Below are 20,201 nucleotides of genomic sequence, written 5' to 3'. Positions count from 1 at the left end.
CCGCCATTCGCCAAGTCGTCGTCCGGGTGAACCACCCCCGGTGCGGGGTGTCGCGCCGGACCGCCGCGCGGACCGGTCCGCGCTGGTCAGCGACTCGGGATCAGCACCCCGGAAAGCCGGCTGAGCACCCTGGCCGCGGTCCGCAGTTCCTCGGCCGGGAGGTCGGCGAAAGCGCTCTCCCAGCTCTCCCGGAACAGCGCGTCGAGCCGGTACAGCTCGCGCCGCCCGGCCGGGGTGAGCCGAGCCACCGAGCCGCCCCGCCCGCGCCCGGCCCGCACCGCCTCGACCAGGCCCTCGCGCCCGTGTACGTCCAGCAGGTCGCGCACCGCGGCCGGGGCCAACCCGAGCACCCGGCCCAGCCGCTCGTTGTCCAGGTCGAGTTCGTCGGCGAGCGTCGCGAGCAGGCGATAGCGAGCGGCGTCGGCGTCGACCGGATCGGCCCGCCCGGCGCGGTCGGCGCGGATCGCGGACAGGAAGCCGTTGAGCGCATAGCGCAGCGTCTCGACCGCCTCCTCGCGCCGCGGCTCGGGCCGCTCGGCGGCGGGCGCGGCGCCGGCCTCGACCACACAAACGGAGCGCGTTCTGCGCCGAGGCACACCCAGAATCTCGCCTGGCATACCGATCAGCTCCTCGTCCACTGTGGTGCGTGGGTCGTGATACCGCCCGGGGGTGCGTGATCCGACCACCCGTACCGTAACCAACCGCGGCGACGATCCATGCCGCGGCCGACCGCGAAAGATCATCTCATCCCACATTACGGGCATGCGTGTTCGACATATGAGATGGCTGTTCGCATCCCGGACACCGATGGACGGGTATCTGGCTCCATGTCAATCTTTGCGACATGTCTCGCGCCGGTATTGCTCTCGTAGGTCGACTCCACGTCGACCTCGGACGCATGTCCAGCGCCGTCTGTTCGCCGGTCTGACGACCCGCCCGCCGCATCAGCCTGCCGGGCGCGCGGTCGCACCGGCACCACGACTCTCACGGCCGGTCCGGCGAGGGTGCGGCCGGATGCTCCCCCGTGCGTCCCCCACCGATCCGCCCGGAGGACGCTCCCCATGGCCGCCACTACCGACACCGCCGGCAGCGGTCCCCGCGCCCGCAAGACCGCTCGCCATCGCGGCGAGGGTCAGTGGGCCCTCGGCCATCGCGAACCGCTCAACGGGAACGAGCAGTTCAAGAAGGACGACGACGGTCTCAACGTGCGAGCCCGCATCGAGAACGTCTACGCCCACCGGGGCTTCGCCTCGATCGACCCCAACGACCTGCGCGGACGCATGCGGTGGTGGGGCCTGTACACGCAGCGCAAGCCCGGGATCGACGGCGGCAAGACCGGCGTGCTCGAACCGCACGAGCTGGACGACGAATACTTCATGCTGCGCGTGCGGGTCGACGGCGGCCGGCTGAACCTGGCCCAACTGCGCGCCATCGCGGAGGTCTCCGAGCGGTTCGCGCGCGGCACGGCCGACATCACCGACCGGCAGAACGTGCAGTTCCACTGGATCCGGATCGAGGACGTCCCGGAGATCTGGCGGATCCTGGAGGGCGTCGGCCTGTCCACGACCGAGGCGTGCGGCGACACCCCGCGCGTGGTGCTCGGCTCCCCGGTGGCGGGCATCGCCGAGGAAGAAATCATCGACGGCACCTGGGCAATCGACGAGATCAACCGGCTCTACATCGGCAAGCCCGAATATTCCAACCTGCCGCGCAAGTTCAAGACCGCCATCTCCGGATCGCCGCTGCTCGACGTCGCGCACGAGATCAACGACGTCTCCTTCGTGGGTGTCGTGCACCCCGAGTTCGGTCCGGGCTTCGACGTCTGGGTCGGCGGGGGGCTGTCCACCAACCCCAAGCTCGCGGTCCGACTGGGCGCCTGGGTGCCGCTGGAGGAGGTGCCGCAGGTCTGGGAGGGCGTCATCTCGATCTTCCGCGACTACGGCTACCGCCGGCTGCGCAACCGCGCTCGACTGAAGTTCCTGGTCGCCGACTGGGGGCCGGAGCGCTTCCGCGAGGTGCTGGAGAGCGAATACCTGGAGCGCAAGCTGATCGACGGCCCCGCGCCGGACGCGCCCGCGCAGGTGTGGCGCGACCACGTCGGCGTGCGTGCGCAAAAGGGCGGCGGCTTCTACGTCGGCTTCGCCCCGCGCGTGGGCCGGGTGGACGGCGCCACGCTGGGCAAGATCGCCGACCTGGCCGAGCGACACGGGTCGGACCGGGTGCGCACCACGGTCGAGCAGAAGATGCTCATCCTGGACGTCGCCGAGGACAAGGTGGCCTCGCTCAAGGAGGGCTTGGAGGCGCTGGGCCTGCGGGTGGACCCGAGCCCCTTCCGGCGCGGCACGATGGCCTGCACGGGCATCGAGTTCTGCAAGCTGGCGATCGTGGAGACCAAGGGCCGCGGGATCACCCTGATCGACGAACTGGAGCAGCGGCTCCCGGAGTTCGACCAGCCGATCACGATCAACATCAACGGCTGCCCGAACGCCTGCGCGCGCATCCAGGTCGCCGACTTCGGCCTCAAGGGCCAGTTGGTCCTGGACGAGAACGGCGAGCAGGTCGAGGGCTACCAGGTGCACCTGGGCGGCGGCCTGGGCCTCGACCCCGGCTTCGGTCGCAAGATCCGCGGCCTCAAGGTGACCTCGGCGGGGCTGGCCGACTACATCGAGCGGGTGCTGCGTCGCTTCGAGGAACAGCGCGGCGAGGGCGAGCGCTTCGCCCAGTGGGCCGTGCGCGCGACCGACACGGACCTGTCGTGAGCGCCGCCGGCGGTGCCGAGCCGGGCCAACGGGCCGTGCCGTTCTACTGCCCCTTCTGCGGCGACGAGGACCTGCGCCCGCACGAGGAGGGGCACGGCACCTGGTTGTGCTCGGCCTGCCGGCGGGCGTTCTCGCTGAAGTTCCTCGGCCTGGTCTTCCCGACACGGCACAGCCCCGATCGGCATGGCGACGGGACGCCGGGCCCCGACGGGCCCGGCACCGAGCCCCTCGCCGGCCACGCGCACCAGTCGATCGCACAGAAGGAGGGCCGATGACCGTCACCGAGAGCACCGACCTCGAAGCGCTCGCCGGCCGGGCGGCGCTCGAACTGGAGGACGCGACCGCGTCCGAGATCCTGGCCTGGACGCACGAGCAGTTCGGCCCGGCCTGGTGCGTGACCTCCTCGATGGAGGACGCCGTGGTGGCGCACCTGGCCTCGAAGGTCGCCCCCGGGGTGGACGTGGTCTTCCTCGACACCGGCTACCACTTCCCCGAGACCATCGGCACGCGCGACGCGGTCGACGCGGTCTACGACGTGAACGTGATCACCGTGCACCCGGAGCTGACCGTCGTCGAGCAGGACGCGAAGTACGGCCCCGCGCTGCACGATCGTGATCCCGACGCGTGTTGCGCGATGCGCAAGGTGGCGCCGCTGGAGCGGGCGTTGACCGACTACCGCGCGTGGGCCACGGGCCTGCGTCGGGACGACTCGCCGAGCCGGGCGAACACCCCGGTCGTCTCCTGGGACGCGCGTCGGCGCAAGGTCAAGGTCGCCCCGATCGCGCGCTGGACGCAGGACGACGTGGAGGCGTACATCGCCGAACACGGCGTGCTGACCAACCCGCTCCTGATGGACGGCTACGCCTCGATCGGCTGCGCGCCCTGCACCCGCCGGGTCGCCCCCGGCGAGGACGCCCGCGCCGGCCGCTGGGCCGGCCTGGGCAAGACCGAGTGCGGGATCCACGCATGATCGGCCCGATACGCACCACGGCACCGTGCTCGACGAAGACGAAGGAGGGGTTGGCGTGACCACGACGATCGACAAGGGCACCGCACCCGGGGCCCTGACCCACCTGGACGCGTTGGAAGCCGAGTCCGTGCACATCTTCCGCGAGGTGGCGGGCGAGTTCGAGAAGCCGGTCATCCTGTTCTCCGGCGGCAAGGACTCGATCGTCATGCTGCACCTGGCACGCAAGGCCTTCTGGCCGGCGCAGGTGCCGTTCGCACTCCTACACGTCGATACCGGGCACAACTTCCCCGAGGTCATCGAATACCGCGACAACGTGGTCGCCGAGCACAACCTGCGGCTGCACGTGGCGAGCGTGCAGGAGTTCATCGACAACGGCCGGCTGCGCGAGCGCCCCGACGGCACCCGCAACCCGCTGCAGACGGTGCCACTCCTGGAGGCGATCGAGGCCAACCGCTTCGACGCGGTGTTCGGCGGCGGCCGACGCGACGAGGAGAAGGCCCGGGCCAAGGAGCGGGTGTTCTCGCTGCGCGACGAGTTCGGCGCGTGGGACCCGCGGCGCCAACGGCCCGAGCTGTGGCAGCTGTACAACGGCCGGCACCGCGTCGGCGAGCACGTGCGGGTGTTCCCGATCTCGAACTGGACCGAGCTGGACGTGTGGCAGTACATCGAGCGGGAGAAGATCGCGCTGCCGCGGATCTACTTCTCGCACGAGCGCGAGGTCTTCGAGCGCAACGGCATGTGGCTCTCCCCCGGCGAGTGGGGCGGACCCCGGGCCGGCGAGGCGGTCGTGCGGCGCGTGGTGCGCTACCGCACGGTCGGCGACATGAGCTGCACCGGTGCCGTCGACTCCCCCGCCGCCACGGTGGCGGACGTCATCGCCGAGATCGCGGTGAGCAGGCTGACCGAACGAGGTGCCACGCGCGCGGACGACAAGATGTCCGAGGCCGCGATGGAGGACCGCAAGCGCGAGGGGTACTTCTAGTCATGAGTGGGACGTCCGAGATTTCCCCGACGGCCGGCGCGGCCGTCGACGATCGTGTGGGCCTGCTCCGACTGGCCACCGCGGGCTCCGTCGACGACGGCAAGTCGACCCTGGTGGGCCGGCTGCTGCACGACTCGAAGTCGGTGCTGAGCGACCAGTTGGAGGCGGTGACCCGGGTCAGCAACGAGCGCGGCCAGGAGGAGGCGGACCTCGCGCTGCTCACCGACGGCCTGCGGGCGGAGCGCGAGCAGGGCATCACCATCGACGTCGCCTACCGCTACTTCGCCACCGCCCGGCGCCGGTTCATCCTCGCCGACACCCCGGGCCACGTGCAGTACACGCGCAACATGGTCACCGGCGCCTCCACGGCAGAGCTGGCCGTGGTGCTGGTGGACGCGCGCAACGGCGTGGTCGAGCAGACCCGGCGGCACGCGGCGGTGGCGGCGCTGCTGCGGGTGCCGCACGTGGTGCTCGCGGTCAACAAGATGGACCTGGTCGACTACAGCGAGGAGCGCTTCGCCGAGGTCGCCAACACGTTCACCGCATACGCGAAGGCGCTCGGGGTGCCGGACGTGCGCTCGATCCCGGTGTCCGCGCTGCGCGGGGACAACGTGGTGGACCCCAGCTCGCATATGGACTGGTTCTCCGGGCCGACACTGCTGGAATACCTGGAGACGGTGCCGGTCGAGACCGACCCGACGCAGGAGCCCGCGCGCTTCCCCGTGCAGTACGTGCTGCGGCCGCAGTCCGACGACGAGTACCGCGACTACCGGGGCTATGCCGGGCAGATCGCCTCCGGCGTGTTCCACGAGGACGACGAGGTGGTGGTGCTGCCGTCGGGGCAGCGCACCACGATCGCCGGCATCGATCGGCTCGGTGTCCCGGTCCGGCGGGCCCGGCAGGGCGAGTCGGTCACCCTGCGGCTCGCCGACGACGTGGACGTCTCGCGCGGTGACCTGATCGCGCCGATCGGCGAGGCGCCCACCCCGACCCAGGACGTGGAGGCGACCGTGTGCCACGTCGCCGACCGGCCGCTGCGCACCGGCGATCGAGTGCTGCTCAAGCACACCACCCGCACGGTCAAGGCGATCGTCAAGGACATCGCCTACCGGCTGGACCTGGACGCGCCGATCGACGGCGAACTCGGCCACGAGCAGCACCCGACCGAACTGCGCGCCAACGACATCGCGCGAGTGGTCCTGCGCACCGCCCAGCCGCTCGCGCTCGACGACTACGCCGTCGGCCGCCGTACCGGTTCCTTCCTGTTGATCGACGAGGCCGACGGCTCGACGCTCACCGCCGGCATGGCCGGCGCTGCGTTCGCCGCGCCGGGCCGATGTCACGGCTGATCCGAACGCGGGTCTGACCACCCGCTTTTGACGCTCCGTCAGCCCTGTCCGCACGATCGCCCGTCGCCCATCACATTCGTCATCCCGGCCCGCGCCCGACGGCGCGGGCCCGAGGGAAGGTCCCCGCATGTCCGTTTTCGGGACGTATTCCGGCCAATACCGCCGCAGATCCATCCGTACCGGCTTCGCTGCCGCCCTCCTCCTGCCGCTGCTCGCCATGTCCGCGTGCGGCTACGGCTCGGACAAGAAGGACGACAAGAAGAAGACGCCCGCCGCGGGCGCGGGTCCGGCGACGGCGGGCGGCGCGAAGGCGGGCACGTCGGCCTCGCAGATCCGGCTCGGCTTCTTCGCCAACGTCACCCACGCAACGCCACTGATCGGGCTGAACGAGGGCTTCTTCGCGAAGGAGTTGGGCACCACCGAGATCAAGCCGCAGGTGTTCAACGCCGGTCCGGCCGCGATCGAGGCGCTCAAGGGCGGTTCGATCGACGCGACCTACATCGGCCCGAACCCCTCGATCTCCGGGTTCACCAGCACCAACGGCGAACTCTTGCGGATCGTCGCCGGCGCCACCTCGGGCGGCGCGTCCCTGGTGGTCAAGCCGGGCATCAACGGGCCCGCCGACCTCAAGGGCAAGAAGATCGCCTCGCCGCAGCTCGGCGGCACCCAGGACGTCGCCCTGCGCGCGTGGCTGACCAAGAACGGCTACAGCGTGGACACCTCCGGCAAGGGCGACGTGAGCGTGGTCCCGACCGACAACGCGCAGTCCCTCGCCGCGTTCCAAAAGGGCGAGCTGGACGGCGCCTGGCTGCCCGAGCCGTGGGCCACCCGCCTGGTCCTGGAGGCGAACGCCAAGGTGCTCGTGGACGAGCGCACGTTGTGGCCGGAGGGCAAGTTCGTCACCACCGACCTGATCGTGTCCACCAAGTTCCTCAAGGAACACCCGGACACCGTCGAGGCCCTGATCAAGGGTCAGGTCGCCGCGAACGACTGGGCGGCCGGCAACCAGGACAAGGCCAAGGCCGCGGTCAACGCCAAGATCACCGAGTTCGCGGGCAAGCCGCTCGCGCAGAACGTGCTCGACGCGGCGTGGCCGAACATCGCCATCACCAACGACCCGCTCGCCGCGTCGCTGGTGAAGCTCTCCGAGGACGGGGTCGCGGTGGGCGTGACCAAGAAGCTCGACATCCACGGCATCTACGACCTGACCATCCTGAACAAGGTCCTCACCGCCGCCGGCAAGCCCGCGGTGAGCGACGCGGGCCTGGGCCCGAAGAAGTAGCGCCCACGCCCGTTCCGCCCCGGGCCGGCCGGCCCGGGTGAGCACTTCCCGCCCGACGCGCCACCGAGAGAGGTGATCCGGACATGACCCAGACCATCAGCGAGGCCACGCCCCAGGCCACGACCCCCGTCGGAACCGGCTTCGCGGTCCGCCTTGACCAGGTCACCAAGGTGTTCGGCCGCTCCGGCGGTGCCCCGGTCCTGGACGGCATCGACCTGACCGTGGCCCCGGGCGAGTTCGTCTGCCTCCTGGGCGCGTCGGGCTGCGGGAAGTCCACTGTGCTCAACCTGATAGCCGACCTGGACCAGCCGACCTCGGGCACCATCGAGGTCCCCGGCGGGCGCCCCGCGCTGATGTTCCAGGACCACGCGCTGTTCCCCTGGCTGACCGCGGGCAAGAACATCGAACTGGCCCTGAAACTGCGCGGGGTGCCGCGCGAGCAGCGCCGCGCCGAGGCCCAGGCGCTACTCGGGCTGGTCCGGCTCGGTGAGGCGTACGACAAGCGGGTGCACGAGTTGTCCGGCGGCATGCGCCAGCGCGTCGCACTGGCGCGCGCGCTGGCGCAGGCCGGCGATCTGCTGCTGATGGACGAGCCGTTCGCCGCCCTGGACGCGATCACCCGCGACGTGCTGCACGACGAACTGACCCGGATCTGGGCGGAGACCGGCCGCTCCGTGGTGTTCGTGACGCACAACGTGCGCGAGGCGGTACGACTGGCCCAGCGCGTCGTGCTGATGTCCTCGCGCCCCGGGCGGATCGCCCGTGAATGGACCATCGACATCCCGCAGCCGCGCCGGATCGAATCGGCCGGCGTATCGGAGTTGTCCGTCGAGATCACCGACCACCTGCGAGGGGAGATCCGCCGCCATGGCCGCGCCTGATCTGACCAAGTCCGCCCCCGCGGCGGGGGCCGACGCCACGGAGCCCGACGCGGCGGACCTCGCCGGCCTCGAGGCGGGGCTGGACGCGCTGGAGACGTACGACAAGGAGCGCGCGTCGTTCGGTCGGGTGCTCCTGGAGAAGGTGCTGCCGCCGGTCGTCGCGATCCTGCTGGTGCTGGTGGCCTGGCAGATCGCCTACTGGATGGAGCTCAAGCCCCGCTACGCGCTGCCCAGCCCCGCCGACGTGTGGGACGCGTTCATGGTGCAGTGGAACAAGGGCACCGTCTTCGACATCCTGTGGACCAGCCTCTCCCGAGGCATCCTGGGCTTTGCGATCGCGGTCGCCATCGGCACTCCGCTGGGTCTGATCGTGGCCCGGGTGAGCTGGATCCGGGCGGCGATCGGACCGATCCTGTCCGGGCTCCAATCGTTGCCCTCGGTCGCGTGGGTACCGCCGGCGGTGATCTGGTTCGGGCTGAACAACAGCGCGATCTACGCGGTGGTGCTGCTCGGCGCGGTGCCCTCGATCGCGAACGGTCTGGTGTCCGGCATCGACCAGATCCCTCCGCTGTACCTGCGCGCGGGCCGGGTGCTCGGGGCGCGCGGGCTCAACGGCGTGTGGCACGTGATGTTGCCCGCGTCGCTGCCCGGCTACCTCGCCGGCCTCAAGCAGGGCTGGGCGTTCTCCTGGCGCTCGCTGATGGCTGCCGAGCTGATCGCGGCCGGGCCGGAACTCGGCGTGGGCCTGGGCCAGTTGATGAACCAGGGCAGAGACCTGGGCGACATGCCGATGATGTTGACCGCGGTGGTGTTGATCCTGATCGTGGGCATCGGCATCGACATGCTGGTGTTCACCCCGATCGAACGTGTGGTACTGCGCCGACGCGGACTGACCGGAGGCGCATAGCCGTGAACCTCGCTCCCCCGCTTTTGGCCGTCGCGCACGGCAGCCGCGATCCCCGGCATGCCGCGGCGATGGCCGCTCTGGCCGCGCGGGTGCGCGCGCTGCGGCCCGGGTTGCGGGTGGAGATCGGCTATCTGGACCACTGCGGGCCGCGCGTGCCGGAACGGTTGGCCGAGTTGGCCGCGGCCGGCGCGGGCACCGTGGTCGCGGTGCCGCTGCTGTTCACTCCGGCGTTCCACGCCAAGCAGGACGTGCCGAACGTACTGCGCCATCGCGGCTTGACGGTGCATCAGACGGCCACGCTGGCCCCGTCCCCGCTGTTGCTCGACGCTTTGAACCTGCGCATGCACGAGGCCGGGATACGGCCGGGAGACGCCCGATACGGCGTCGTCCTGGCCACCGCGGGCTCCACCGATCCGGAGGCGAACGCGGTGACCACCATCGTCGCGCGGGAGTGGCGGCGTACCGGTTGGTGCGCCGTGGTCCCCGCGTTCGCCTCCGTCCACCAGGGCTCCACCGTCGCCGCCGCGGTCGAGGGGTTGCGCTCCCTGGGCGCCGAGCGGATCGTGGTGGCGTCCTGCATGCTGGCGCCCGGGATCCTGCCTGACCGCATCGTCGAACAGGCGCTTGCGGCCGGTGCCGAACTGGTCACCGAACCGGTCGCGGACACCCCCCAAATCGCCCGGTTGGTGCTCGATCGCTACGACGCGGCGCTGCCGTCGAGATCCGGGCTCTCCGCCTGAGTCCGGACGGGTACCATCACCGGCGTGATCGACTCGGTGGCCGGCGAACGTTCGGTGCTCGTGCGCGCGTGTGCGGAGGTCGGAGTGCCGTCCGCCGACGCGACGTTGCTCTCCTTCGGCGAGAACGCGGTGTTCGCGCTGCCCGGTCCGGGCCTGGTCGCGCGGGTGGCCCGAGGGGCGCATCTGGCCGAGCGCGCGCGGCGCGAGATCGCGGTCGCGTGCTGGCTGGCCGAACAGGACTTCCCGGCGGTGCGACCGGCGGCCGGGGTCGAGGCCCGGCCGGTGTTGGTGGACGGACGCCCGGTCACTTTCTGGGAGTTGTTGCCGCCGGCCGAGCGTGAGCCGAACGTGGGCGATCTGGCCCGGCTGTTGCGCAAGCTGCACGCGTTGCCCGCGCCGCCGTTCGCGCTGCCCGCGCGGCATCCGCTGGCGCTGGTGGAGACCTGGTTGGATTCGGCCGACGCGGCGGTGGGGCTGGCCGATCGGCGCTATCTGTCGGCGCGCCGCGACGAGTTGGAGGCGGCCTGTCGCGAGCTGACCCCGGCGTTGCCGACCGGCCTGATCCACGGCGACGCGCTGCTGCGCAACGTGGGCGTACACGGCGGCCGGGCACTGCTGTTGGACTGGGAGACGGTTGCGCACGACCTGCGCGAGTTCGACTTGGTGCTCACCCCGATGGCCGCCGCCCGCTACGGCCTGCCCGACGGCGCGGAGCGGCGGTTCGCCCGCAAGTACGGCTTCGATGTGACCGAGTGGGCCGGCTACCGGGTGCTGCGCGACACCCGCGAGTTGGCCGCCACCGCGTGGGTTGCCCAGCACGTGCCGGGCAACCCGGCGGCGGAGGAGGAGTTCCACCACCGGGTCCGCACCCTGCGCACCGGTGACACCGAGGCGCGCTGGCACGCGTTCTGACGGGCGCTCCGGCGTCGACCGGCACACCTTCCGACCGGCGCCCCGGCGCTCACGAGGTCCGCTTGCCCGCCGCCCACAGTTGCTCGAACTCCTCCTGGAACAGCGGGTAGAGCCCGCGCACGGGGCCACCCGCCGCGTCGGCACGCAACACGAACGCGGGCGACTCGACGCCGCGCGCGTGCCGCAGATACGGCTGGATCAGCCCCACGTCCCCGTCCACCAGGTAGGCCCCGAAGCGCGGCGCCTCGTCGTAGAGGCGGATCTCGATCCGGCGCGGCTCGCGCAGCTTCGCCCGGACGCGGCGCATGTGCAGGATGTTGAGCGTGGTCATCCGGGACAGCAGTCCCTTCTTGATGCCCTCGTCGCGCTCGCGCTGCTTCATCGCGTCGCCCGCCGGGTTGAGGAAGAGCAGCCGCATGTCGCACCCGCCGGCGCCGAGTCGGGCCAGATCGCGGCCCGAGTAGTTCTGGCACAGCAGGTTGAGCGAGACGCCCATCGCGTCGATCCCGCGCGCGCCGTCGACCAGGTCGGCGAACGGCAACCGGCGCTGCAGCGCGGAGCGGTCCTGGAAGACGCCCACCACGTCGGCGTAGCGCCCGGCGAACAACTCCTCGACCGCGTCCAGGGCCAGCCGCCGGTCGCCCTGTTCGGCGAGCGGCCCGTCCAGCATGGCCAGCACGCGCAGGCACGCGCGTTCCACCTGGGCGAGCACGTCGGGCGAGAGCACCCGGTTGCGGGCCACGATGTGCCGGCCGATCTCGACCTCCTCCAGGGCGCGTTCCAGCTTGCGCCGGTCCGGCAGGAAGGGCTCGAAGCACCACCAGTTGCGCACCATCAGCTCGCGCAGTTGCGGCAGGGTCAAAAAGGCGATCAGCTCGTCGTCGGCGGGGTCCACGATGTAGCCGCGCCGGCGGCTCATCTCCCGTACCGCCTCGGCCCGTTCGACCCATTCGTTCTGCACGTTGCCGGCCGCGGCGAGCACCCAGGCGCCGTCGTCGTGTGGGTGCTCGCCGGGTCCGTAGACGGGGACGAGCACCGCGCTGATCACCGCGCGCAGCCGCTGCTCGATCAGGTTCAGGTACACGTACGCCCGACCTGCCCGGCGCCCACGCAGCAGGGCGGCGGCCCAGTCGTCCTCGGTCCAGGTGAGCGTCGCGGGGTCTATCCCCGGCAGCGGGTCGGGCGGCCCGGAACCGTCCAGGACGGCCGTGCCGGCGGCCGCGTGGCGGGGGCCGGGCAGGCCGCCCGGGTCGAGGGCGAACGAGCCGGTGTCGGTGAGTCCGACGGTGCCCGGGAGGCCGGCGGTGCCGCCCGGGGGATCGCCGTCGGGACAGGGGGCGTACGGGTCCGGGAAGGTGTCGCCACCCGAGCCGAATCCGGTCGTGCCGTCGAGGCCGGTCGTACTCGTCCCCGCCGCGGGATCCTCGTCGGTTGTCGAGGGTGGCGGGTTGGACTCCCGATCGGCCATCGCGTCCCATCCGTTCGTCGTCGAGCCGGAACCGAACGAGCGTATAGCGAAACCCGGCGGCCTCGGGGGGCCCGCGCGGGCCGGTCGGCGTGCCCCGTTCGGGTGACGAATCCACCGGCATTACCCGGATGGCGTAAGGCGATTGGGGGGACTCGACACGCTCTGGCAACTTCTGCCGAGCAACGCAATGTCCCAGCGAAACAATTGCCGGATGGGGGAGGGTCTTCCCTCCTCCTGGTCCGGGGCGCAACCGAGACGGATCGACGATCCGTCTCATCCGGCAGGAACCGTGGCACCCAGGAGGTCGTCATGTTGGCCACGAACAGCAGGATCCCGGCGGTACACGACGGCGCCGAGGACGATTTCGCCCGGTATCGCGATGTGGTCGCGGGGATCTTCGCGCACCATCGGCGCACCGCGACCCCCGGCAGCGACGGCGTGGCGTGCTCGTGCGGCGGCGCTCGGCCCTGCCGGGAGGAAATGCTCGCCGCCGAACTGCTCGACTGGATCTGACCGTTACGACCACAAATGATCGGCAACGATCGGTTCGGCCGACCGGACGACGCCCGCTCCAGGCATGAAATCCACCCGACCGGGGGACGCCGGAGTGGATTGCACCCCCGGATCGGGTCCGGTACGGGAGACTGCAAGCTGCCGAAATGCTGCCGAAGCACGATCCGCGACAAAGCAGGTTGCTCATGCAGGTCTGGCCCGGTCATTCGTATCCGCTGGGCGCCACGTACGACGGCGCCGGCACCAACTTCGCGGTCTTCTCGGAGGCCGCCGAACGCGTCTGGTTGTGTCTGCTGGACGAGGAGGGCACCGAGGAGCGCATCGAGCTGCGCGAGGCCGACGCCTTCGTCCGGCACGCCTACCTGCCCGGGATCCAACCCGGGCAGCGCTACGGCTACCGCGTCCAGGGCCCGTTCGACCCGGCCGCGGGCGCCCGGTGCAACCCGAACAAGCTGCTGCTCGACCCGTACGCCAAGGCGATGTGCGGCGAGGTGCACTGGCACGAGTCGATGTACGGCTACTCGTTCGAACACCCGGATCTGATGAGCACCACCGACTCCGGTCCGCACACGATGAACTCGGTGGTGATCAACCCCTACTTCGACTGGGGCGACGACCGGCCGCCGCGCACCGGCTACCACGACACGGTGATCTACGAGGCGCACGTGCGCGGGCTGACCCGCAGCCACCCGGGCCTGCCCGAGGAGATCCGGGGCACCTACGCGGGCATGGCGCACCCGGCGGTGATCGAGCACCTGGTGAGCCTGGGGGTGACCGCGATCGAGCTGATGCCGGTGCACCAGTTCGTCCAGGACCACCGGTTGTCCGACCTGGGGATGCGCAACTACTGGGGCTACAACACGATCGGTTTCTTCGCGCCGCACGCGGCCTACTCCTCCACCGGCGAACGCGGGCAGCAGGTCCAGGAGTTCCGCTCGATGGTCAAGGCGCTGCACGCAGCGGGCATCGAGGTGATCCTCGACGTGGTCTACAACCACACCGCCGAGGGCAACCATCTGGGCCCCACACTGTCCTTCCGCGGCCTGGACAACGCGTCCTACTACCGGCTCGCCGACGACAAGCGCTACTACCTGGACACCACCGGCACCGGCAACAGCCTGCTGATGCGCAGCCCGCACGTGTTGCAGCTGATCATGGACTCGCTGCGCTACTGGGTCACCGACATGCACGTGGACGGGTTCCGCTTCGACCTGGCCGCCACGCTGGCCCGGCAGTTCCACGAGGTGGACCGGCTGTCCTCGTTCTTCGACCTGGTCCAGCAGGACCCGGTGGTCTCCCAGGTCAAGCTGATCGCCGAGCCGTGGGACGTCGGCGAGGGCGGCTACCAGGTGGGCAACTTCCCGCCGCTGTGGACCGAGTGGAACGGCAAGTATCGCGACACGGTGCGCGACTTCTGGCGCGGCGAGGAGCGCACCCTCGCCGAGTTCGGCTCGCGGCTGACCGGCTCCTCCGACCTGTACCAGGACGACGGCCGCCGACCGATCGCCTCGATCAACTTCGTCACCTGCCACGACGGCTTCACGCTGCACGACCTGGTGTCGTACAACGACAAGCACAACGCGGCCAACCGTGAGGACAACCGCGACGGCGAGAGCCACAACCGGTCCTGGAACCACGGCGTCGAGGGCGAGACCGACGACCCGGACATCCTCGCGCTGCGCGCCCGCCAACAGCGCAACTTCATCGCCACGCTGCTGCTGTCCCAGGGCGTGCCGATGATCGCGCACGGCGACGAGTTCGGCCGCACCCAGCAGGGCAACAACAACGTCTACTGCCAGGACAACGAACTCTCCTGGGTGCGCTGGCCCGAGGGCGAGGGCCCCGACCTGCTCGAATTCACCCGGATGATGACCCGGCTGCGCGCCGACCACCCGGTCTTTCGGCGCCGCCGCTTCTTCCACGGCAGATCCGTCCAGGGCACCCACGACGAGCTGACCGACATCGCCTGGTTCACCCCCACGGGCGAGGAGATGTCGGACGGCGACTGGTGGGCGGCCGCGGCCAAGTCGGTCGCCGTCTTCCTCAACGGCAACGCCATCTCGGAACCGGACCCGCGCGGCCAAAAGATCACCGACGACTCGTTCCTGCTGCTGTTCAACGCCTCGCACGAGGCAGAGGAGTTCACCATCCCCGTGGACCTGGGCCGATCCTGGACCGTGGTGGTCGACACCGCCGACGACAAGACGGTGATACACGAGCCCAAGTCCCGCCCCACCATCGAGGGCGGCGCCGCCCAGACCGTCGAGCCCCGCTCGCTGGTGGTCCTGCAACGACCGTGACCCGATCACCCGCCGGCGTGGGTTTCACCACCCCGGCGGGTGGTAGGTCGCGGATGTCCGGGGAAGCTTGTCGGCATGACCTCGTCGCCTTCTCGTGTTCCGACCGGCACCTACCGGCTCCAGCTGCAACCCGCCTTCGGGTTCGCCGAGGCCGCCGCAGCCGTGCCCCACCTCGCCTCGCTCGGGGTGAGTCACCTGCACCTGTCGCCGATCCTGCAGGCCGTCCCCGGATCCACCCACGGCTACGACGTGGTCGACCACTCGCGCGTGTCCGCCGACCTCGGCGGCGAGGACGGGCTGCGCGAGTTGGCGACGGCCGCCGCCGCACACGGGCTCGGCATCGTGGTGGACATCGTGCCCAACCACATGGCGGTGCCCGCACCCGAGTCGCTGAACCGGCCGCTGTGGGAGACGCTGCGCGAGGGGGCCGACTCGCCCTACGCCCGCTGGTTCGACATCGACTGGACCCGGCACGACGGGCGCGTCCTGCTGCCCGTGCTCGGCGGCCCGGTCGAGGAGGTCGCCGACGAGCTGATCGTGGACGGCCACGTGCTGCGCTACCACGACCACGAGTTCCCGCTCCGGCCCGGCACCGAAAAGCTCGCACTCGACGAACTGCTCGCCGCCCAGCACTACGAACTCGCGCACTGGCGGCGCGCCGACACCGAACTGAATTACCGCCGCTTCTTCACCATCGCCGGCCTCATCGCCCTGCGCCAAGAGGACGACGAGGTCTTCGCGGCCACCCACGCCACCATGGTGCGGCTGCTGAACGAGGGCCTGATCCACGGGCTGCGGATCGACCACCCCGACGGCCTCGCCGACCCGCGCGCCTACCTGGAGCGGCTGCGCGCCGCCGCGCCGAACGCGTGGATCGTGGTGGAGAAGATCCTCTCCGACGAGGAGACCCTGCCCGCCGACTGGGCCTGCGACGGCACCACCGGCTACGACGCGCTGCGCCGGGTGGACAACCTCTTCCTGGACCCCGAGGGCGCCGACCCGCTGCGCGCGCTGCACCGCGAACAAACCGGGGTGCGCGAAGGCTTCGACTACCTCGCGCAAGAAGCCAGGGCCGAGGTCCTCGCCGGCGGCCTGGCCACCGAGTTCGCCCGGCTGCGCCGCACCCTGGACCGGCTGGAGCCGGTGGCCGGAGCCGGCGACGTCGGCCGCGCGCTGCCCCCGCTGCTGACCGCGTTCCCCACCTACCGCCCCTACCCCGGCGCCGGTCCCGGCTCGATCGCCGCGATGGCCCGGGCCCTGACGGGAGTCCCGGGACAGGTTTCCGAGGCGGCCCGCGAGATCGCCGAACTGGCGCTCGCCGACGGTGAGTTCGGCATCCGCTTCGGCCAGGTCGCGGCGGCGCTCGCGGCCAAGGGCGTGGAGGATCGTGCGTTCTACCGCTGGTACACCCTGAGTTCGCTGAACGAGGTCGGCGGCGCGCCCGACACGTTCGGGTTGGACATCGCCGGGTTCCACGCCGCCTGCCGGCGCATGTCCCCGACCACGATGACCACGCTGAGCACCCACGACACCAAGCGCAGCGAGGACGTCCGGGCCCGCCTGTCGGTGCTCGCGGAGATCCCCGAGGACTGGGCGCAGCGGGTGCACGCCTGGAACGACCGGTCCCGACCGCACCGTTCCGAATTCCGCTTCGGCCCGGACCGCTACGACACCTACCTGCTGTGGCAGACCCTGGTCGGCGCCTGGCCGCTCACTCCGGACCGGGCGGTCGCCTACCTGCGCAAGGCGATGCGCGAGGCGGCCCGGGAAACCACCTGGGCCGACCCGAACCCGGACTACGAGACGGCGAGCGAGGCATTCGTGCGCGCCGTCCTCGCCGACGACGAACTCACGGCCGACATCGCCGACTTCGTCGCCGTGGTGGACCGCGCCGCACACGCGGTCTCGCTCGGCGCCAAGCTGGTCCAGCTGACCATGCCGGGCGTACCGGACGTGTACCAGGGCGGCGAACTGGCGCTGTACACCCTCGTCGACCCGGACAACCGGGCCCCCGTCGACTTCGGGCGCGAGCACGGCCCGCTGGACACGCTCAAACTCGAGGTCACCTCCGCCGCGCTGCGGCTGCGCCGCGCGCATCCCGACTGGTTCGCCGGCGCCTACACGCCGCTGCGCGCTCGCGGCAAGGAGGCGGACCACGCCATCGCCTTCATCCGCGGCGGCGAGGCGATCACCGTGGCGACCCGGCTGCCGGCCGGTCTCGCCGCCAAGGGCGACTGGGGCGGCGCGCTGCTCCCGCTGCCCGAGGGCCGCTGGGTCGACGCGCTGACCGGCGGCACGTACACCGGCCAGGCCCGCCTGCGGCACATCCTGGAGGACCTGCCCGTCGCCCTGCTCACCCGGGGCTGACCGGCCGGGGCCGGCGCCCGGCCGTTCCCCTCCGTTCGCACCCGCTCCCCCGTTCGCACCCGTTCCCGAAAGGACACAACCATCGTGGTCAGGTTCGAGGTCTGGGCTCCGAAAGCGTCGTCCCTGGAGGTCGTCGTCGACGGCCGACGCAAGCCGATGCGCGACGCGAACCGGCCGGGGTGGTGGCAGGCGGACGTACCGACGGCGGTACACGGCAGCGACTACGCGTTCGCCATCGACGGCAACGACCCGCTACCCGACCCGCGGTCGCCGTGGCAGCCCACCGGCCCCGACGGCCCGAGCCGCGTGGTCGACCACGCGGGGTACGCGTGGGGCGACGGGGCCTGGACCGGCCGGCCGCTCCCGGGCGCGGTCGTCTACGAGCTGCACATCGGTACGTTCACCACCGAGGGCACGTTCGCCGCGGCCGTCGAGCGCCTCGACCACCTGGTCGACCTCGGCGTCACCCACGTCGAGGTGATGCCGGTGTCCGCGTTCCCGGGCCGGCACGGGTGGGGCTACGACGGCGTGTGCCCGTGGGCGGTGCACGAGCCCTACGGCGGCCCGGACGGCCTCAAGCGGTTCGTGGACGCCTGCCACGTGCACGGCCTGGGTGTGATCCTCGACGTCGTGCACAACCACCTGGGCCCGTCCGGGAACCACCTGCCCGCCTTCGGCCCCTACTTCACCGACCGCTACCGCACCCCGTGGGGCTCGGCGGTGAACCTGGACGGCCCGGGCTCCGACGAGGTCCGCGCCTACCTGGTCGGCAGCGCGCTGATGTGGCTGCGCGACTACCACGTGGACGGACTGCGCCTGGACGCGGTGCACGCGCTCGCGGACAACCGCGCGGTGCCGTTCCTGGAGGAGTTGTCCGAGGCGGTGGACAAGCTCGCCGCCGCCACCGGCCGGCCGCTGTTCCTGATCGCCGAGTCGGACCTGAACGACCCCCGCGTGGTCACCCCGCGCGAGAGTGGCGGCATGGGCGTGCAGGCCCAGTGGAGCGACGACTTCCACCACGCGTTGCACGCCCTGCTCACCGGCGAACGCCAGGGCTACTACGGCGACTTCGGCTCGATGGGCACCCTCGCCAAGACGCTCACCCGGGTCTGGCTGCACGACGGCACCTGGTCCTCGTTCCGCGAGCGCACGCACGGCCGCCCGGTGCCCACCTCGCGGATGCCCGCCTACCGTTTCCTGGGCTACCTCCAGACCCACGACCAGGTCGGCAACCGGGCCACCGGCGACCGGATCTCGGCGACCCTGCCGCCGGCCCTGCTCGCGGCGGGCGCCGCGCTCGTGCTCACCGCGCCGTTCACCCCGATGTTGTTCATGGGCGAGGAGTGGGGCGCGTCCACGCCCTGGCAATACTTCACCGACCACACCGACCCGGAGCTGGCCGAGGCGGTACGCAACGGCCGCCGCGCCGAGTTCGCCTCGCACGGCTGGGACGCGGCGCAGATCCCCGACCCGCAGTCGGCGCAGACCGTGCGCGACTCGTGCCTGGACTGGAAGGAGCCCGCCCGCGCCCCGCACGCGGCCCTGCTGGCCTGGTACCGGCGGCTGATCGCGCTGCGCCGGGAATGGGAGAACCTGACCGACCCGGACCTGACCCGGGTGCAGGTCAGCTTCGAGGAGACCGCCGGCTGGCTGATGGTGCACCGGGGCGCGTTCCGTACCGCGGTCAACCTGGCCGAGCAGCCCGCGACGCTGCCGATGGGCACCGGGGCGGCGGAGATCGTCGCGGCCTGGGACGACCGCGCGGAGATCCGCCGGGGCCTGGTCGGCACCACCCTGCGGCTGCCCGCGACCTCGGTCGCGGTGGTCCGGATCGGCACCCGCTAGGGAGTGCCGCCTCGCCGACCGCGACCGCCGGCCCGGGTGGTCGGGACGCTCAGGCGTCGAGCAGGCGCTTGCGCTCGGCCTCGACGTCGAAGTCGCCCGCCGGGTACCGGGGGTCCAACTCGGTCAGATGCTCCAGGAGCAGCCGGCTGATCGCCCAGTTGCGGTACCACTTGCGGTCGGCCGGCACCACGTACCAGGGTGCCGCGTCGCCGTCGCACTTCTCCAGCGCGGCCTCGTAGGCGGTCCGGTAGTCGGGCCACACGGAACGCTCGTCGATGTCGGCCGGGTTGAACTTCCAGTGTTTGTCCGGATTGTCGAGCCGGGCCAGCAGGCGTTCCTTCTGCTCTTCGGGCGAGATGTGCAGGAAGACCTTGATCACGGTCACCTCGTCCTTGGCCAGGCCCTGCTCGAAGCGGTTGATCGTGGCGTAGCGGCGCGACCACACCTGACGCGGGACCAGGTTGCGCACCCGCGCGATCAGTACGTCCTCGTAGTGCGAGCGGTCGAACACGCCGATCAGACCTGGCCCGGGCACCTGGGTGCGGACCCGCCACAGGAACGGGTGGGCGAGCTCCTCCTCGGTCGGCGCCTTGAACGCGTGGATGTGGCAGCCCGACGGGTTGAACTGGCCGATCACGTGCTTGACCGTGCCGCCCTTGCCGGAGGTGTCCATGCCCTGGACCACCAGGAGCACCCGGCGGCGCGCGCCGCTGGCCACGGCCTGCGCGTACAGCCGCTCCTGGAGCTCGGCCAGCCGGGGTCCCATCGCGCCGATGTCGGCGAGCGCGTCGGCCTTGTCGCCCGCGAAGCTCGGCGTGGCGCGCGGGTCGATCGCGGCCAGGTCCACCGGGCCGCCCGGCAGCCGCAACGCGGCCCGTACGGACGGCACATCGGCCGGGGGCGCGTACTTCTCGGCGGGCACCTCG

The 20,201-nt window shown here is 71.4% G+C and carries 17 protein-coding genes and 1 pseudogene; 15 read left to right on the top strand and 3 right to left on the bottom strand.

Features of this window, described 5'->3' with window-relative positions:
• Positions 1-86: 86 nt before the first annotated feature.
• Positions 87-617 (bottom strand): MarR family winged helix-turn-helix transcriptional regulator, encoded by a 531-nt coding sequence (locus tag ACWGR4_RS00615; RefSeq protein ID WP_379996413.1) that lies wholly within the window; start codon positions 615-617, stop codon positions 87-89.
• Between the two features lie 227 nt (positions 618-844).
• Between ACWGR4_RS00615 and ACWGR4_RS00610 the strand changes: the two genes are divergently transcribed.
• From ACWGR4_RS00610 to ACWGR4_RS00560, 11 genes and pseudogenes are all read left to right on the top strand, one after another.
• The gene (locus tag ACWGR4_RS00610; protein ID WP_355541009.1) at positions 845-928 is read left to right on the top strand and encodes a putative leader peptide; all 84 of its coding nucleotides are present in this window, start codon (positions 845-847) and stop codon (positions 926-928) included.
• Between the two features lie 133 nt (positions 929-1,061).
• On the top strand, positions 1,062-2,759 hold the full coding sequence (locus tag ACWGR4_RS00605; RefSeq protein WP_379996411.1) for a nitrite/sulfite reductase: 1,698 nt from the start codon (positions 1,062-1,064) through the stop codon (positions 2,757-2,759).
• Positions 2,756-2,956, top strand: a pseudogene (locus ACWGR4_RS00600) (hypothetical protein); the annotation flags it as partial. The gene ACWGR4_RS00605 and the pseudogene ACWGR4_RS00600, both read left to right, overlap by 4 nt.
• Positions 2,957-3,030: 74 nt before the next feature.
• Positions 3,031-3,729, top strand: a complete 699-nt coding sequence (locus ACWGR4_RS00595; protein ID WP_379996409.1) for a phosphoadenylyl-sulfate reductase — start codon at positions 3,031-3,033, stop codon at positions 3,727-3,729.
• A gap of 55 nt (positions 3,730-3,784) precedes the next feature.
• Positions 3,785-4,711, top strand: a complete 927-nt coding sequence (gene cysD, locus ACWGR4_RS00590) for a sulfate adenylyltransferase subunit CysD (RefSeq protein ID WP_379996407.1) — start codon at positions 3,785-3,787, stop codon at positions 4,709-4,711.
• Between the two features lie 2 nt (positions 4,712-4,713).
• Positions 4,714-6,060: a sulfate adenylyltransferase subunit 1 gene (locus ACWGR4_RS00585; RefSeq protein ID WP_379996405.1), complete on the top strand. Its 1,347-nt coding sequence runs from the start codon at positions 4,714-4,716 to the stop codon at positions 6,058-6,060.
• 217 nt (positions 6,061-6,277) lie between these two features.
• Entirely contained in the window at positions 6,278-7,342 is a 1,065-nt protein-coding gene (locus ACWGR4_RS00580; protein WP_379997304.1) for an ABC transporter substrate-binding protein, read from the top strand.
• An 83-nt stretch (positions 7,343-7,425) separates the two neighbouring features.
• Positions 7,426-8,223, top strand: coding sequence for an ABC transporter ATP-binding protein (locus ACWGR4_RS00575; RefSeq protein WP_379996402.1), 798 nt, complete (start codon positions 7,426-7,428; stop codon positions 8,221-8,223).
• Positions 8,210-9,130, top strand: coding sequence for an ABC transporter permease (locus tag ACWGR4_RS00570; protein ID WP_379996400.1), 921 nt, complete (start codon positions 8,210-8,212; stop codon positions 9,128-9,130). The genes ACWGR4_RS00575 and ACWGR4_RS00570 overlap by 14 nt, the downstream gene beginning before the upstream one ends.
• A gap of 2 nt (positions 9,131-9,132) precedes the next feature.
• The gene (locus ACWGR4_RS00565) at positions 9,133-9,870 is read left to right on the top strand and encodes a sirohydrochlorin chelatase (protein WP_452131135.1); all 738 of its coding nucleotides are present in this window, start codon (positions 9,133-9,135) and stop codon (positions 9,868-9,870) included.
• Positions 9,871-9,894: 24 nt separating this feature from the next.
• Positions 9,895-10,782: a phosphotransferase enzyme family protein gene (locus ACWGR4_RS00560; protein ID WP_452131136.1), complete on the top strand. Its 888-nt coding sequence runs from the start codon at positions 9,895-9,897 to the stop codon at positions 10,780-10,782.
• Positions 10,783-10,831: 49 nt separating this feature from the next.
• Here the strand turns inward: ACWGR4_RS00560 and ACWGR4_RS00555 are convergent, their stop codons facing one another.
• On the bottom strand, positions 10,832-12,250 hold the full coding sequence (locus tag ACWGR4_RS00555; protein WP_452131137.1) for an SAV2148 family HEPN domain-containing protein: 1,419 nt from the start codon (positions 12,248-12,250) through the stop codon (positions 10,832-10,834).
• 309 nt (positions 12,251-12,559) lie between these two features.
• Here ACWGR4_RS00555 and ACWGR4_RS00550 point away from each other — a divergent pair, with 309 nt between their 5' ends.
• From ACWGR4_RS00550 to treZ, 4 genes are all read left to right on the top strand, one after another.
• Entirely contained in the window at positions 12,560-12,763 is a 204-nt protein-coding gene (locus ACWGR4_RS00550) for a hypothetical protein (protein ID WP_379996391.1), read from the top strand.
• Positions 12,764-12,948: 185 nt separating this feature from the next.
• Entirely contained in the window at positions 12,949-15,063 is a 2,115-nt protein-coding gene (gene glgX, locus ACWGR4_RS00545; protein WP_452131146.1) for a glycogen debranching protein GlgX, read from the top strand.
• Positions 15,064-15,138: 75 nt separating this feature from the next.
• Positions 15,139-17,430, top strand: coding sequence for a malto-oligosyltrehalose synthase (treY, locus tag ACWGR4_RS00540; RefSeq protein ID WP_452131138.1), 2,292 nt, complete (start codon positions 15,139-15,141; stop codon positions 17,428-17,430).
• Between the two features lie 84 nt (positions 17,431-17,514).
• Positions 17,515-19,275, top strand: a complete 1,761-nt coding sequence (gene treZ / locus ACWGR4_RS00535; RefSeq protein ID WP_452131139.1) for a malto-oligosyltrehalose trehalohydrolase — start codon at positions 17,515-17,517, stop codon at positions 19,273-19,275.
• A gap of 49 nt (positions 19,276-19,324) precedes the next feature.
• On the opposite strand, the gene ACWGR4_RS00530 is transcribed toward treZ, so the two are convergent.
• Entirely contained in the window at positions 19,325-20,197 is an 873-nt protein-coding gene (locus tag ACWGR4_RS00530) for a PPK2 family polyphosphate kinase (protein ID WP_452131147.1), read from the bottom strand.
• Positions 20,198-20,201: the final 4 nt, after the last annotated feature.

It is taken from the genome of Embleya sp. NPDC055664 (assembly GCF_053618075.1).
Note: the sequence above shows the minus strand (reverse complement) of the source record. Positions and strands in the feature narration are given on the sequence as shown.